At 63.0% G+C, this 14,948-nt stretch carries 17 protein-coding genes; 10 read left to right on the top strand and 7 right to left on the bottom strand.

Annotation, left to right across the window (positions count from 1 at the left end; translation table 11 throughout):
* Positions 1 to 91 precede the first annotated feature (91 nt).
* The 9 genes from ftsH (at position 92) to WMW70_RS08560 (ending at position 7,384) form a co-directional block, all read left to right on the top strand.
* Positions 92 to 1,918, top strand: coding sequence for an ATP-dependent zinc metalloprotease FtsH (gene ftsH, locus WMW70_RS08600; RefSeq protein WP_341437099.1), 1,827 nt, complete (start codon positions 92 to 94; stop codon positions 1,916 to 1,918).
* 4 nt (positions 1,919 to 1,922) lie between these two features.
* The gene (locus WMW70_RS08595) at positions 1,923 to 2,489 is read left to right on the top strand and encodes a phosphoribosyltransferase family protein (protein ID WP_341437098.1); all 567 of its coding nucleotides are present in this window, start codon (positions 1,923 to 1,925) and stop codon (positions 2,487 to 2,489) included.
* A gap of 150 nt (positions 2,490 to 2,639) precedes the next feature.
* The gene (locus WMW70_RS08590; protein ID WP_341437097.1) at positions 2,640 to 3,173 is read left to right on the top strand and encodes an iron transporter; all 534 of its coding nucleotides are present in this window, start codon (positions 2,640 to 2,642) and stop codon (positions 3,171 to 3,173) included.
* A gap of 105 nt (positions 3,174 to 3,278) precedes the next feature.
* The gene (locus WMW70_RS08585; protein WP_341437096.1) at positions 3,279 to 4,652 is read left to right on the top strand and encodes a 4Fe-4S binding protein; all 1,374 of its coding nucleotides are present in this window, start codon (positions 3,279 to 3,281) and stop codon (positions 4,650 to 4,652) included.
* Positions 4,653 to 4,797: 145 nt separating this feature from the next.
* On the top strand, positions 4,798 to 5,472 hold the full coding sequence (locus tag WMW70_RS08580; protein WP_341437095.1) for a Crp/Fnr family transcriptional regulator: 675 nt from the start codon (positions 4,798 to 4,800) through the stop codon (positions 5,470 to 5,472).
* A 91-nt stretch (positions 5,473 to 5,563) separates the two neighbouring features.
* Positions 5,564 to 5,995 (top strand): putative zinc-binding protein, encoded by a 432-nt coding sequence (locus WMW70_RS08575; protein WP_341437094.1) that lies wholly within the window; start codon positions 5,564 to 5,566, stop codon positions 5,993 to 5,995.
* 200 nt (positions 5,996 to 6,195) lie between these two features.
* The gene (locus WMW70_RS08570; protein ID WP_341437093.1) at positions 6,196 to 6,378 is read left to right on the top strand and encodes a hypothetical protein; all 183 of its coding nucleotides are present in this window, start codon (positions 6,196 to 6,198) and stop codon (positions 6,376 to 6,378) included.
* 100 nt (positions 6,379 to 6,478) lie between these two features.
* Positions 6,479 to 7,162, top strand: coding sequence for a Crp/Fnr family transcriptional regulator (locus WMW70_RS08565; RefSeq protein ID WP_341437092.1), 684 nt, complete (start codon positions 6,479 to 6,481; stop codon positions 7,160 to 7,162).
* A gap of 30 nt (positions 7,163 to 7,192) precedes the next feature.
* A complete protein-coding gene (locus tag WMW70_RS08560) occupies positions 7,193 to 7,384 on the top strand; it encodes a DnrP protein (RefSeq protein WP_341437091.1) in 192 nt (63 codons plus the stop codon).
* A 143-nt stretch (positions 7,385 to 7,527) separates the two neighbouring features.
* On the opposite strand, the gene WMW70_RS08555 is transcribed toward WMW70_RS08560, so the two are convergent.
* The 6 genes from WMW70_RS08555 to WMW70_RS08530 all read right to left on the bottom strand — a co-directional run bounded on the left by WMW70_RS08555 (position 7,528) and on the right by WMW70_RS08530 (position 13,396).
* Positions 7,528 to 9,369 carry a nitric oxide reductase activation protein NorD gene (locus WMW70_RS08555; protein ID WP_341437090.1) on the bottom strand — a complete coding sequence of 614 codons (1,842 nt, stop codon included), beginning with the start codon at positions 9,367 to 9,369 and terminating at the stop codon, positions 7,528 to 7,530.
* Between the two features lie 194 nt (positions 9,370 to 9,563).
* Positions 9,564 to 10,994: a cbb3-type cytochrome c oxidase subunit I gene (locus WMW70_RS08550; RefSeq protein ID WP_341437089.1), complete on the bottom strand. Its 1,431-nt coding sequence runs from the start codon at positions 10,992 to 10,994 to the stop codon at positions 9,564 to 9,566.
* Between the two features lie 3 nt (positions 10,995 to 10,997).
* Entirely contained in the window at positions 10,998 to 11,438 is a 441-nt protein-coding gene (locus WMW70_RS08545) for a c-type cytochrome (RefSeq protein ID WP_341437088.1), read from the bottom strand.
* A 332-nt stretch (positions 11,439 to 11,770) separates the two neighbouring features.
* Positions 11,771 to 12,028: a cytochrome C oxidase subunit IV family protein gene (locus tag WMW70_RS08540; RefSeq protein ID WP_341437087.1), complete on the bottom strand. Its 258-nt coding sequence runs from the start codon at positions 12,026 to 12,028 to the stop codon at positions 11,771 to 11,773.
* A gap of 14 nt (positions 12,029 to 12,042) precedes the next feature.
* A complete protein-coding gene (locus tag WMW70_RS08535) occupies positions 12,043 to 12,633 on the bottom strand; it encodes a cytochrome c oxidase subunit 3 (protein WP_341437086.1) in 591 nt (196 codons plus the stop codon).
* On the bottom strand, positions 12,617 to 13,396 hold the full coding sequence (locus WMW70_RS08530; protein WP_325506228.1) for a CbbQ/NirQ/NorQ/GpvN family protein: 780 nt from the start codon (positions 13,394 to 13,396) through the stop codon (positions 12,617 to 12,619). Before WMW70_RS08530 ends, WMW70_RS08535 begins: the two co-directional genes overlap by 17 nt.
* Positions 13,397 to 13,800: 404 nt before the next feature.
* On the opposite strand from WMW70_RS08530, the gene WMW70_RS08525 reads away from it, so the two are divergent.
* Positions 13,801 to 14,115 (top strand): c-type cytochrome, encoded by a 315-nt coding sequence (locus WMW70_RS08525; protein WP_341437085.1) that lies wholly within the window; start codon positions 13,801 to 13,803, stop codon positions 14,113 to 14,115.
* A gap of 68 nt (positions 14,116 to 14,183) precedes the next feature.
* Here the strand turns inward: WMW70_RS08525 and WMW70_RS08520 are convergent, their stop codons facing one another.
* Positions 14,184 to 14,927: an SDR family NAD(P)-dependent oxidoreductase gene (locus WMW70_RS08520; protein WP_341437084.1), complete on the bottom strand. Its 744-nt coding sequence runs from the start codon at positions 14,925 to 14,927 to the stop codon at positions 14,184 to 14,186.
* Positions 14,928 to 14,948 lie beyond the last annotated feature (21 nt).

Here is a 14,948-nt window from a genome sequence, read left to right as displayed (position 1 = left end):
AGACTGGCCTGCGGGTTGACGGGTATCAATGCAGGCTCGGCCGCATTGCGCTAGAAAGGCAGTCGACGAGATCTTCTCGAGGACCAGCAGCATGGATAAGCAGCATCAATGGAACCTCTGGTTCTTCCTTGTGGCCTTCAGCCTGCTGCTGGTATTTCAGAACTGGTGGAGTGCCCGCAGCGCGGTTGAGCCGATTGCCTACAGCGAATTTATGCGCCTGCTCAAGGAAGAGAAACTGAGCGACTTGCGCATCGAACAGCAGCAGATCAGCGGCAAGCTCAAGGAACCGATCAACAACCGTCAGCTGTTCAGCACCATTCGCGTCGAGCCCGATCTGGCTGAAGCCCTGGCGCAGTCTGAGGTGAGTTTTAGCGGTACCCGCGCAGACGGCGTGCTCAGTAATCTGCTCAGCTGGCTGCTGCCCTTTATCCTGATTTTCGCCTTCTGGTCCTTTCTGTTTCGTGGCCTGGCCGCCAAGCAGGGTTTTGGCGGCATGGTCAATGTCGGCAAATCCAAGGCCAAGGTGTTTGTCCAGCGCGATACCGGGGTGACTTTCGACGACGTGGCGGGCATCGACGAGGCCAAGGCCGAGCTGCTCGAAGTGGTGTCCTTTCTCAAGGATCAGCCCAAGTACAGCCGTCTGGGCGCGCGGATTCCCAAGGGCATCCTGTTGGTTGGCCCGCCCGGCACCGGCAAGACCCTGGTGGCCAAGGCAGTGGCCGGTGAGGCTGGGGTGCCTTTCTTCTCGATTTCCGGTTCCGAATTCGTCGAGATGTTTGTCGGCGTCGGTGCCGCGCGGGTTCGCGATCTGTTCGAGCAGGCGCGCAAGGCCGCGCCGTGCATCATCTTTATCGACGAGCTGGACGCCCTGGGCAAGATGCGCGGGGCCGGCTCCTTTGGCGGCAACGACGAGAAGGAGCAAACCCTCAACCAGTTGCTGGCCGAACTGGACGGCTTCGATACCCGCGAAGGCGTGGTGCTTCTGGCGGCCACCAACCGCCCGGAGGTGCTCGACCCCGCCCTGCTCCGCGCTGGCCGCTTCGACCGGCAGATCGTTATCGACCGCCCGGACAGGCGCGGCCGCGTCGCCATTCTCAAGGTGCATCTGAAGCGCATCCAGGCCGGCGCGGACCTCGACATCGAAGGCATCGCCGGGATGACCACCGGTTTTTCCGGGGCGGACCTGGCCAACCTGGTCAATGAAGCCACCATAGTCGCCACCCGGCGCGGCGCACAGGCGGTGGACATGGCCGATTTCACTGCAGCGGTTGAACGCATCGTGATCGGCAGCGAACGCCGCGGCCGCCTGCTGCAGCCCCATGAGCGTGAGGTGGTGGCCTATCACGAAATGGGGCACGCCCTGGCGGCGGCCAGCCTGGTGGGCATGGACCCGGTGCACAAGGTGTCGATCATTCCGCGTTCAGTCGGTGCGCTCGGTTATACCCTGCAGCGCCCCACCGAAGACCGCTTCCTGATCACCCTGCGCGAGCTCAAGGACCGCATGCTGGTGTTGCTGGCCGGGCGTGCGGCCGAACATCTGGTGTTCGATGAAGTGTCCACCGGTGCGGCCGACGACCTGGCCAAGGTCACCGATATCGCCCGGCAGATCGTCACCCGTTTCGGCATGAGCAGCGAACTCGGCCAGGCCGTGCTGGAGCGTCAGAGCGCCAGTTATCTGGGGGAACAGGCGATCAGCCTGCGCGAAAAGGATTATTCCGAGCAGACCGCTCGCGAGGTCGATCTGTGCGTCAAGGCCCTGATTGAAGAGGCCTACGCGCGGGCCAAGAGCCTACTGCAGAGCCGCCGCGACGAGCTGGAACAAGGTGCCCGGCTGTTGCTGGAAAAGGAAACCCTGACCCCAGAAGAGTTCCCCGCCCTACTCCCCGTCACCCGCCAAGAAATTGCCCAAGGGAACTAAGTCCATGCCCAGTTCAAGCCCCAGCAAGGTGCAGCGCTTGTGTCTGTACGACAGCACAGAACTCGAACAGGTTATCCGCGATATGGCACGTCAGGCCCTGGCTCTGCTGCCGCCTGGGCCCTGCGCCCTGGTCGGCATACTGCGCCGCGGCGAGCCCCTGGCGCGCATGCTGCAGCAACAGCTGGCGCTGCTGAGCGGGCAGCCCGAACTGCCGTTGTTTGCCCTCAAGGTCAAGCGTTACGCCGACGATCTCAGCGTGCTGCATGCCCATACGGCGCTGACCGAAAGCGCCGAACTGGCAGCCCTGGACCTGGCCAATACCCAGCTGCTGGTGATTGATGATGTGCTCTACCAGGGTCATTCGCTGCTGCGCACCTGCGCCTATCTGTCCAGCCTGGGTGCCCAGCAGGTGCGCACGGCGGTGCTGGTCGATCGCTGCGTCAGCCAGCAGCCGATCCGCGCCGATATAGTCGGCGTGCACCTGCAGGTGGCACCGGGCGATATCATCGAATGCAATGTGCCGCCCTATGAGCCGCAGTTTCGTATCGAGGTGGTGCGGCAGAGTCATTGATGCCCTGCCCCGGCACGAAATACATGCACGGATGCTGATCTGGCCAATTATCTTGCCGGCAAAGATCAATCTTGATGAAAATCATTATTGTTTAAATCGCGTATCCCTAAGCTAGGCCCCATCCAAGCCAATGCTCAGAGGAAATCGTCGATGCGCGCACAACTGCCTTTCTCGCTCGCCCTAGTGCTGGTCGCTGCATGTGCCCAGGCCAAGGAATACCCGATTGGTGAGCCCCAGCAATGCGGTGGTCTGGAGGTCGGGGCGCTGTATCTGCAACCGATCGAGATGGACCCACCGGGCATGATGCGCCCCGCCGCCGACTCCGATGTGCACCTGGAAGCCGATATCAGCGCACTGAAAAGCAACCCCAACGGCTTTCCGGAAGGCAGCTTTGTGCCCTATCTGCACGTCGCTTTCGTGTTGCGCAAGGAAGGCAGCGAGCAGGCACTCAAGGGCGATTTCCACGCCATGGTGGCCAACGATGGCCCGCACTATGGCGACAACCTCAAGCTGTTCGGCCCGGGCAAGTACCACCTGACCTACAGCCTCCTGCCGCCCACTGGCGGCCACGCCATGTTCGGTCGCCACATCGACAAGGAAACCGGCGTCGCCCCCTGGTTCGAGCGCTGCGAACTCAGCTACGAATTCACCTACGCCGGCATCGGCAAGAAAGGCGGTTACTGATCCCTCAGGCCGCGGCGCAGCGGAGTTCGCCATGTCAGCTTGCTTGGGTTCCATCCTGAGCGGTTACCGGGTCTGCGAGTGGCGCAGTTCGCCCGCCGTGTCGCCATGCGCCAGTTGAATGCCCTGCTCGGCGACCTGGGCGATGCCCTGCGTCGTCACGGGCGGCTGATTCGTGGCGTGCAGTGGGCGGTGGTGGCCTTCTATGGTCTGTTGCTGGTGCTGCCGGCGCTGCTACCGTTGCCGTCCAGCCAGGCGCGGATACTCGACAACCTGACGCTGCTCGCCCAGTTTATTTTCTGGGGCGTCTGGTGGCCGTTCGTGCTGCTGTCCATCGTGCTGTTCGGCCGACTCTGGTGCGGGGTGCTGTGCCCCGAAGGCGCGCTGAGCGAATGGATCAGCTGGCGCGGGCTGGGCCGCGGCACCCCGCGCTGGATTCGCTGGGGCGGCTGGCCGACCCTGGCGTTTATCCTCACCACTGTTTATGGCCAGTTGATCAGCGTCTACGACTACGCCCAGGCGGCCTTGCTGATTCTCGGCGGCTCGACCCTGGCGGCGATGCTGGTGGGCTTTCTCTATGGTCGCGGCAAGCGCGTCTGGTGCCGTTATCTGTGCCCGGTCAGCGGCGTGTTCGCCCTCCTCGCCCGCCTGGCACCCCTGTATTACCGGGTCGATGAGCAGCGCTGGCTGGACAATCCGCCGCCGCGCCAGCCGCCGCCCAACTGCGCGCCGCTGCTGGATATCCGCCGCATGCGGGGCGCAGCCGACTGTCACGCCTGCGGGCGTTGCAGCGGACAGCGCGGCGCGGTGAGGCTGAGCGCGCGCTCGCCGAACGCTGAAGTGCTGATCGTCGGACCGCAGCACGCCAGCCATTGGGACAGCAGCCTGTTGCTGTTCGGCGTAATCGGCCTGGCCATGGGGGCCTTTCGATGGACGGTCAGCCCCTGGTTCGTCAGCCTGAAGCAGATGGCGGCGACCTGGCTGGTCGAGCACGATAGCTACTGGCTGCTGCAGGCCGATGCGCCCTGGTGGCTGCTGACCCACTACCCGCAGGCCAACGACCTGTTCAGCTGGCTCGATGGCCTGCTGATCCTGTTTTACCTGGCGGCCAGCGCGCTGCTGCTCGGTGGCGGTTTGTGGCTGCTGCTACGGGCCGCGGCCTCGCTGGTGTCGCGCACTGGCAATGTGTTCGAGCACCTGGCCTTGAGCCTGATTCCGCTCGGTGCCAGTGGCCTGTTTCTCGGTCTAAGCGCCACCACCGTCAAGCTGCTGCGCTACGAAGGCCTGGCCCTGGCCTGGGTGCAGCCGGCCCGCGCGGGCCTGCTCGCCGGTGCGATTACCTGGAGTCTGTGGCTGGGTTGGCAGGTGCTGGGCCGCCATGGCGCGCGTGGGCTCAGTCGCCTCGCCGCGTTCGGTTGTCTGGCGCTGGGTTCGGCCGGGGTCGGCTATGGCTGGTGGTTGCAGTTCTGGGGCTGGAGTTGAGCCGCGCCGACAGAGGGCGGATGTGCCCTTCTAGCTGGCCATACGGGCCGTCGCGCCCGGACTTGTTTGAAATCAAGGAAGTGACGCCCTTAGGCCTCCTAGCATGCAGTCCCGAGCAATCCCGAGCGGCATCCTGGGAGACACCATGCTGACCGAACCGTCACTTGTCGCACAGTTGCGCCGTCACCACCTGTTCAGCCGGCTACCGGAGGCGGCGTTGCAGGAGGTGTGCGCCTCGGCCAACCTCAAGCGCCTGGCGACGGGCGCTTCGCTGTTCCACCAGGGCGACAAGGCCGAGCGCTTCTTTTTCGTCTTCAGCGGCCAGGTGAAGCTGCATCGTGTGGTCTGCGACGGCCAGGAAAAACTGGTGGAGATCATCCGCGCCGGCGAATCCTTTGCCGAAGCGCTGCTGTTCACCGGTGTGGCGCAGTACCCGGTCAGCGCCACTGCCCTGAAAACCTCTCAGGTGGCCAGCCTGCACGGCACGCAATACCGCCGCCTGCTGGAAGAACACCCGAGCATCTGCCTGGACATTCTCGCCACCCTGAGCATTCGCCTGCACCAGCGCCTGAACGAGATCGACACCCTGACCCTGGCCAACGCCTGTCACCGGGTCAGGCGTTTTCTCGCCCAGGCCCACGAGGAAGGCAACGGGGTGATCATGCTCGATGTGCCGAAACGCCTGATCGCTTCAAGGCTGGGCATCCAGCCGGAGACGTTCTCGCGCATTCTTCACCGCCTGATCGACTCGGGGGTGATTGCCGTACAGCGCCGCAACATCGAAATCATCGACCTGCAAGAGCTGATTAACTACGACTAGGAGCCTGCATGGGCAGAATTGACTTTGGTCAACGTCAGCTGCCGCACCCTGGTCAAACTGGGCAGACTCTTGACGCCGGAGGACACGCGTAATGTCCAAGACAACTCTCCCCCTGGTCTACTCCTGCTCTGGCTGCTCCAACGTGGCGCAACTGGCCAATACCCTGGCCGTGCGTCTGGATCGTGCCGGCCTGGCGGAAATGTCCTGCATTGCCGGCGTCGGCGGCAATGTCCAGGCGCTGGTCAGCAAGGCCTGCTCCAGCCGCCCGATCCTGGCCATCGACGGCTGCCCCCTGCACTGCGTCAGCGCCTGTCTGGCTCAGCATGGCATCAGTGCCGGAGTGCATATCACCCTCAGCAGCTATGGCCTGCGCAAACGCTACCGGGAAGACTGCAGCGCGGAGGAAGCCGATGCGCTGTTCGCGGACATGAGCCGCATTATCGCCAGCGATTTTTCCCAGCCGCGCAACACCCAAGCCCAGCCTATGGCCCGCGAACCGCTGCCCTCCCAAGCGGCGGAGTGAGCAGTGCGCCAGCTGCTTTGTGGTCATAACGACCATAAAGGTATTTATAACCCTGATTGGCCATGGTCATAATTACCATAGCAACCCATTAAAACCTTTAAATTCAATGAGTTGCATGTGGCATGCGGCTTGCTCTGGGTAAGCAGGGATAGCTATCCATAACCCCATACCAGCCCATGAGCGCCATGCCGGGAGTCTCCATGAAAAACGTTCTGCAACTGATCGCCTGCTACCTGGTCCTCGCCTCGGGACTGGCTTTGGCCAGTGGTGTTGCCCTGAGTCTGGCGTCCACCACGCTGCCGGCCGCCAGCGGCGATTATCCGCACGCTGCCAGCGCGCCCCTGGCGCTGCCCGTACAGCATTGGATTGCAACCGCCGGCTAGTACTGCGTTGCCCACAACAGACCCCCGCCTTCAGTCTGTCGCGCACAGGCCGGGTTCCAGGCCGTTCTAGGCTTCAAGCCAAACAATCAGGATGTGTTTTATGGTGCTTCACCGCGTTCATCACCAGATTCTCCGCAATCACCACTTGTTCGAGCCGTTGAACGAAGAGCAGATGGATGAGCTGATGAGCACCAGCCAGCTGCTCAGCATCGACAAGGGTGAGCCCTTGTTCCGTCAGGGCGAGCCGGCCCATTCGTTCTATTTCGTTATCGCCGGGGCGGTGAAGATCTACCGCCTGACCCCGGACGGGCAGGAGAAGGTATTCGAGGTCATCGGCAATCGGCAGACCTTCGCCGAAGCCATGATGCTGATGGATACACCCAATTACGTCGCCTCGGCCGAGGCGGTGTGTCCTACCCAGCTCTACCGCATCGCCAACAGCACCTATATGCGCCTGCTGCAGAGCAATAGGTCACTGACCTTCGCCCTCCTCGGCAAGCTCTGCGTGCGCTTGCACCAGCGGGTCAACGAGATTGAAACCCTGTCGCTGAAAAACGCCACCCACCGCGTGGTGCGCTACCTGATCACCCAGCTCGCGCGCCAGCCGGATGCGGGCAACAACTTCGAACTGCCGATGGCCAAGCAGCTGATCGCGGGGCATCTGTCGATCCAGCCGGAGACCTTTTCGCGGATCATGCGCCGCCTGATCGATGAGGAAATCATCACTCAGGAAGGCCGCCAGATCGTTATTGTCGATCGCCTGCGCCTGGAGCAGTTCGAGTGATACGCCGGTCTTCGCCCGTGAGCGCTTGCCATGCCTAAATGCCTGTATTGCCAGCAAGACAATCCCCCCGGGGAAGCCGAGTGCGATAACTGCGGCATGCCTCTACCAGCCCTGAGCGACGGCGCGGGCGAGCGCCGGCAACGGCGCTTTATGTGGTTCTGCATCGGCCTGACGGTGTTTTGTGCGGTGATGATTGTGTGGTTGCCGCGCAGTATTGCCTGAGCAGCCCCCCAAGTGCCTCTGCTGACAATCGGTGCGCACGGCGCACCCTACCCATCCTCCACGTGCGCACCAAGGCCCTCCCCGCCGTAGGGTGCGCGGGGCCGCCTAGGCCGCGCGCACCCGCTCTCAGTCGCGATGGCTGGCTACACCTGGGTCAACTGCCGATATAACTGCGGCAGGCGCAGGGGTAATTGCTGGGGCTGGCGGATCTGGGTGTAGCCATTGGCACCGAACATATAGGGCAGGTAATCCCCCGCCTGGCTGTCGATGGTGATGCAGAACGGCAACAGCCCATGACGCCGCGCCTGCAGCACCGCTTCGCGGGTGTCCTCGACGCCATAGCGGCCTTCGTAGAGGTCCAGGTCGTTGGGTTTGCCATCGGTCACCAACAGCAGCAGCTTGCGCCGCTGTTTGCAGGCCCCGAGCAGCGCGGTGGCCTGGCGAATGGCCGCGCCCATACGGGTGTAGTAGCCGGGCTTGAGCGCCTGAATGCGCCCACGGGTGTTGTCGTCGTAACGCTGCTTGAAGGATTTCAGTTCGAGCATGCGCACCTGCTGGCGACGCAGGGAGGAAAAGCCGTAGAGGGCGAACTCGTCCCCCAGGGCCGACAGGGTTTCACCGAACAGCAGCAGGCTGTCGTTGATCACCTCGATGACCCGGTGCTGGTCGTCCAGGTGGGCGTCGGTGGACATCGACACATCCGCCAGCAGCAGGCAGGCCAGGTCGCGGCGGGTTTGCCGCTGCTCCATAAACAGGCCACGTTCGGCGCACTGGCCATGCTGACGCTCGACATGAAAATCCAGCCAGGCCTGCATATCCAGTTCCGAGCCCTGGGGCTGCTGACGCAGCCACTGGCGATCGTTGCGCAGGTGCTCGAACTGCCGGCGCAGGCGTTTGGCCAATGGAGCCAGACGCAAGGGCAGCGGCTGCGCCTCGCTGCCGCGCGGCAGCATCATCTGCAGGTTGACGAAATCCTCGCGCAGGCTCTGCTTGCGATAATCCCACTCTGGCAGCTTGATGCCTTCGCCCAGCGGAATATCGTCGACATCCGCCGGCGGCAGGTCGAGGTGCAACTTGAGCCCGCCGCCCTTGCGCAGGCGTTGCTTGGACAGGGCCAGTTCGTCGAGGTCCTCGGCGACCCGCGCGGCGTCCAGGTCTTCGCTGTCGTCCGTGCAGCGATCCAGTTCGACATGCTCGGACCAGCTGAACAGGTTCTCCAGGCGGAAGATCAGCAGGCCGCCCTTGCTGGTGCTTTCCTCGACCCGCTTGGCGCGCTTGGGCCCACCCTTGCTTTCGCCCGGCGGGGTCAGCAGGTTACCTTCGCTCTCCTCGCCCAACTCACAGGCCTGGGGCTGGCCGAGGTTTTGCGCCGGGTACAGCCACAGCGGCAGCGGCCAGGGTGCCCGTTCGCTGCGGGGGAAATGCTCGACGCTGCCTGGTTCGCGCAGGGCCTGACAGAGCGCGATCTCCAGTTCGGCCTCGCCCTTGGCCAGCGAGCCGGGGTCCGGGCGCACCTGCAGATGAGCCTCGACCAGGCGCTGGTAGCGCGGGCGCAGGGCCGGATAGGTTTGCAGCAGTTGCTGGGTCCAGCGCTGGTTATCCCGCGCCCAGTGGCGCATCGGCCCCGCTTGTGCGGCGAGCAGCGCCAGCCAGCGGTAGAGGTCCTGATTCAGCGCGACCTCGGGGTACACCGCCAGGCTCGGCGGCAGGCGCAGGTTGCTGGCATCGCACCAGGCCACCGGCATCTGTTTGCAGGTGCCGGCCACCTGTTGCAGCAGGTTGCGCCGCAACAGCAGATCGCGCGCGCTGGCGGCCTCCACGCCGACCCCGCTGGCACCACCCATGGCGCGGAACAACAACGCCAGGGGCCGCTGCATGCTGGCCAGTTCGACCCGCGCCTCGGGAAAGTCCGGGCTGGCGCGGCGGGTGATAAAGCGGTGCCAGACGCTGCCCACCCATTCTTCCACTTCGACGGTAAAAGCCATCTGCTTCACCTCTTTTATGCGTATATCCCAATGGGTTGTTGAAGCCTGCTTCGTAGAGCGCGCCGTGCGCACCAGCGCTGGTTGCATCATCCTGGGTGCGCACGGCGCACCCTAGGTATTGCGACCACTCATCCCCACCAATGCAAAAACGGCCCGCTCTACCAGCCGGGCCGAAAGTTAACGGATGTCCCCGCTTAGGCCGCAATGGCCAGGGCGGCTTCGTCGCGGGCCGTGGCCCGGCCACGCTGCTTGAAGCTGTACAGGTAGCAGATCAGGCCGATCAGGAAGACCACCCCGGCAGCCAGGCGCAACCAGAAGAACACGGCCATCTGGTCGACGGTGTTCATAAACGACAGCGCGGTGCCATCCGTGGGCCAGCGTTGCAGCTGTACCTGCACCACACCGGCGGCGGTGAGGAACAGGGTGATCGCCACCATCGACAGGGTCATCAGCCAGAAGCCCCAGATCTCGACGGTCTGCGCGCGCTCATCCGGTGCTTCACCAAGGCCGCGCAAGCGTGGCATGGCATAGCTGATCATGGTCATCACGATCATCGCGTAGGCCCCGTAGAACGCCAGGTGGCCATGGGCCGCGGTGAGCTGCGAACCGTGGGTGTAGAAATTCACCGGGGCCAGGGTATGCAGGAAGCCCCACACGCCAGCGCCAAAGAACGCGGTCACGGTCGTGCCCTTGGCCCACAGGGTGGCGGCGCGGTTGGGGTGCTGCCGACGCCGATTGCCGACCATGGTGAAGGCGAACAGCACCATGGCGAAGAAGGGTATCGGTTCCATCGCCGAGAAGATCGAGCCGACCCACAACCAGACCTCGGGTGCACCTATCCAGAAGAAGTGGTGACCTGTACCGAGGATGCCGGTGATCAGGGCCATGGCGATGATCACATACAGCCACTTCTCGACCACTTCACGGTCCACCCCGGTGACCTTGATCAGGACGAAGGCGAGCATCGCGCCCATGATCAGTTCCCACACGCCTTCCACCCACAGGTGCACCACAAACCACCAGTAGTACTTGTCGCGCGCCAGGTTTTCCGGGTTGTAGAAGGAGAACAGGAAGAACACCGCCAGCCCGATCAAACCGGTCATCATGACCATGCTGATGGTGGTCTTGCGCCCTTTAAGCAGGGTCATGCCGATGTTGTAGAGAAAGCCCAGGGCGACCACTACTATGCCCATCTTGGTGATGGTCGGCTGTTCGAGGAACTCCCGGCCCATGGTCGGCAGCAGATCATTGCCGGTCATCTTGGCCAGGCCCGCATAGGGCACGAACAGGTAGCCGAGAATGGTCAGCACGCCGGCGGCGGCGAACACCCAGAACAGGATCATCGCCAGCAACGGGCTGTGCAGCTCGCGGTCGGCTTCCTCGGGTATCAGGTAGTAGGCCGCGCCCATAAAGCCGAACAGCAGCCAGACGATCAGCAGGTTGGTGTGCACCATGCGCGCCACGTTGAAGGGGATCAGCGGGAACAGGAAGTCGCCGACCACGTACTGCAGGCCCATGATCAAGCCGAACAGGATCTGCCCGAGGAACAGCATCAGGGCAAACACGAAGTACGGCTTGGCCACGGCTTGCGAGGCGAATTTCAGATGGGGGTTGGCAATGTTCATCTATCAGCCCTCCTTGTTTGGTGGCCAGTCGTTGGTATCGATCTTCGAAGTCCACTTGAGGAACTCCGCCATATCGTCCACTTCCCGCTCGGTCAGATTGAATTGCGGCATCGCCCGACGCCCTGGAATACCCAGGGGTTGCGCCTTCATCCAGGCGTGCAGGAAGGGCTTGAAGGCCGCGTCCTCGCCACGCCGGGTGAACACATTGCCCAGTTCAGGCGCGAAGTAGGCCCCCTCACCCAGCAGGCTGTGGCAGCCGATGCAGTTGTTGTTTTCCCAGACGGCTTTACCGCGCACCACCGACTCGGTCATCTCCGAGGCGTTGCTGCGTTCTGGAAAGGTCTGCTCTGTGTGATAGGTCAGGGCCAGGAACACCAGGAAGAAAAACACGCTCCCCCCAAAGTAGATATTCCTGGCCATGCTCTTGGTGAAGGTCTCTGACATGGTCGCTTCCTCTTTGCTTGGCGTGACCATTCTAGAAAGCCTGCTAACGAAACCTGCTTGATAAGAATCAAGAAAGCCCGATGGTTACGCTCGGGTATAGCGATGAAGGGCGGGGAACGGGGGAAGAGAAAGCTGGAAAGCGCCGGTTGCCGGCTTCGGTGGACAAGGCTGGCGGGCGAATCCCAGGCCCTATGTTCATGTGCAAGGCGTGCGGCATCGTAGGGTGGATGACGCTTTGTCCATCCACCAAATCGCGACGGTGGATGAAAAAGGCCTCAGCTACGCGCCCCGATCCACCCTACACAGGTTTCATAGCCCGGATGCAATCCGGGCTATGAGGAAAACTGCAACGCCAGCAGCACCCCCGCCGCCATCGCCAGCGGCCAGGCAAGCAGCAGCCCGCGCCATAAACGCGGGGCGTGGCGCATTTCCATAAAGCCGTCGGTAATCAGCCAGGCCTTGCCCAGGACCGCGAGCAATACCGCGCTGGCCATTAGCAGGGTCGCCCCGGCATTGCCCAGCTGCACGCTGGCAACCGACAGCAGGGCCAGGCCCAGCCAGCAGAGAATCAGGGTGCGCGAAGCGGACATAGTGAATTCCTCGATCAGTTCAGCACGTACACCAGCGGAAACAGCAGCACCCAGACCAGATCGACCATATGCCAATAGAGCACGCCGGATTCCAGGACGCTGCAATTGCCCGGGCCATAGACACGCTGTCGGCAACGCTCGGCCAGCCAGGCGAGGATCAACATACCCAGCAGTACATGGACGAAATGAAAACCGGTGAGGATCCAGTACAGGGTAAAGAAGGTGTTGTGCTCCATGCCCAGCCCGCCAGCAACCAGATGGCTGTACTCGCCGAGCTTCAACCCCACATAGACGCTGGCCGACAGCAGCGCCGCCAGCAACAGCCAGGCAGCGCGTCGCGCTTGCGCCTGGCGCACCTGCTCCTGGGCCAGTGCAGCAAGCAGGCCGGACGTGAGCAGGCTCAGGGTCAAGGCCAGGCCGGTGGAGCTGTCGAGCAACTGACGGCCGTCGTGAAAAAGCTGTGGCTGCAGGGCCTGGGCCACCGCGAAGGTGAGGATCAGCAGGGCAAAAACCGTCAGTTCGGCGAGGATAAACAACCACATTGCCAGGTCGCCCGGCAGATGGCGTGCCGGACTGGCATCGGGCAGTTCAAGCGAAGTGGACATCAACCACGTCCATCAGTGCAGCGACGGTCTGCGGATCGTCCGACAGCGGCTCGGCCAGGCAGGCCAGGCAGGCATCGCGCGGGCTCATGCCGGAGCCGATCATCCGTGCGGTAAAGATCAGCAGGCGGGTCGAGGCCACCTCCTCCAGATCATGCTGCTCCAGCCGGCGCAGAGCCTGCCCGAGCTTGACCACCTGGGCGGCCAGCTCGGCCCCGACCCGCGCCTCGTTGGCGACGATACGCTCTTCCTCGGCCACCGGCGGATAGCCGAAACGCAGGGCGACGAAACGCTGGCGAGTGCTCGGCTTCATGCCTTTGAGCAGGTTCTGGTAACCAGGGTTATAGGACACCACCAGCATAAAACCCGGTGGCGCGCGCAGCACTTCGCCGGTGCGTTCCAGATACAGTTCACGGCGATCATCGGCCAGCGGGTGCAGCACCACAGCGGTGTCCTGGCGCGCCTCGACCACCTCATCCAGATAGCAGATGCCGCCCTCACGCACCGCGCGGGTCAAGGGACCGTCCTGCCACCAGGTGCCCTGAGCACCGATCAGGTGACGTCCGACCAGGTCGGCGGCGCTCAGGTCGTCATGGCAAGCCACGGTGTACAGCGGTAGGTTCAGGCGGTGCGCCATGTATTGAACGAAGCGGGTTTTGCCGCAACCGGTCGGCCCCTTGATCAGCACCGGCATGCCGTGCTGCCAGGCCTGTTCGAACAACACCTGCTCATTGCCCAGGGGTTGGTAGAACGGCGCATCCAACACAGCAGCCGTTTCGACGAGTTTCACAGGCGCATTCACAGTCAGTACCTCACCGCGGTGATTAATCATGCCTGCACGCTACCTGCGACCTACTCCGACCCTCAAGCCGCGTGCCGGCAACTCTTGATTCTGGTCAAGCCCATCGGCAATCGGCCTGAGTATGCTGCCCCTAGCGTTGACTGAAATGGTCGGATATAGCCGGCTCACCTCTCAGCCATGCAATGACTACTGTCAGCCCTCGTATCCGAACCCTTTACGCGCAGCACGGGTCCATACCTATAACCGTAGAAATCCGTACTCACGCAGAGAGGCTCAGGCAGCGCCCAGAAGAAGACGCTCAACAGTAACTGCAGCGAAATTGGCAGGGCTTATACCCTGCTCTCAATAGCCTTGAGGAAATAATCACCATGAAGAAAATTCTGCTCCCCTTGCTCGTTTTGGGGGCTGCGCTGAGTGTGCAGCCTGCCTTCGCCACTGACGCCGAAGCGCTGTTCAAGAGCAAGCCCTGTGCCGCCTGCCACAACGTCGACATGAAAATGGTTGGCCCGGCGCTGAAAGAAGTCGCCGCCAAATACGCAGGCACCGAAGGTGCCGTCGAATTGCTGGCCGGTCGCATCAAGAACGGCACCCAGGGCAACTGGGGCCCGATGCCGATGCCAGCTAACCCGGTCACCGATGAAGAAGCCAAGATCCTTGCCGAATGGGTACTGAGCCTCAAATAACCGGCTGAAGGACGCCAGACTCCTGGCGTCCACCCCACCCTTCCTTCTCAATAGGAGCCCTCGGGCTCCTAGCTCAAGCCATAGCCGTTATCGACCACCCAGTCCTGGCCATAGACACCGCGCGCGCCTGCCGACAGCTGGAACAGGATGACGCTGGCGACAGCCGCGGCATCGAGAAAGTGGCCCGGCAGCAGACGTTTGCTGACGCTGTCGGCGACCTCATCCAATTGCTCGTCGCTCAACCCCAGGGTGCCCCAGATAGCGGTTGCCGTGGGGCCGGGTGAAACCAGATTGATACGCACACCGCGTGGCGCGAACTCAACCGCGAGGGTGCGCGCCTGGGCGCTAAGGGCCGCCTTGCTGGCGATATAGGCGGCCAGGCCGGGAAAGGTCGAGCGGGTAAGAAAACTGCTGATAAACACCACCGAACTGGGGGCCGCCAGCGCGTCGCGTAGCGCCGCCAGGGTGTTCAATGCGCCGGCACCATTGACCGCCCACTGCCGGTCGAAGGCTGATAGATCGAGGCTTTCGGCCAGCTCGGCAATACCGGCGTTGGGCACCAGGTAGTCCACCTGGCCCAGTTGTGCTGCGCGCAGGCCGAGGCTGGCCAGATCCTCGCTCGAGGTCACATCGCCGGCATGCCAGACCAGGCGCTGCGGGTAGATGTCCTGCAGGCCCTGCAAACCGCCCAGCGTGCGCGACATGGCCAACACTCTGGCACCGCGCTGCAGCAAAGCCGCGCATAACGCCAGGCCAATACCTGAACTGGCTCCGGTAACGACGGCCAGACGATCCTGAAATTCGGTTTTCATCAGCTTCTCCGGTGCTCGGCA

This window comes from Pseudomonas sp. XK-1 (assembly GCF_038069885.1).
Classification (GTDB): domain Bacteria; phylum Pseudomonadota; class Gammaproteobacteria; order Pseudomonadales; family Pseudomonadaceae; genus Aquipseudomonas.
Note: the sequence above shows the minus strand (reverse complement) of the source record. Positions and strands in the feature narration are given on the sequence as shown.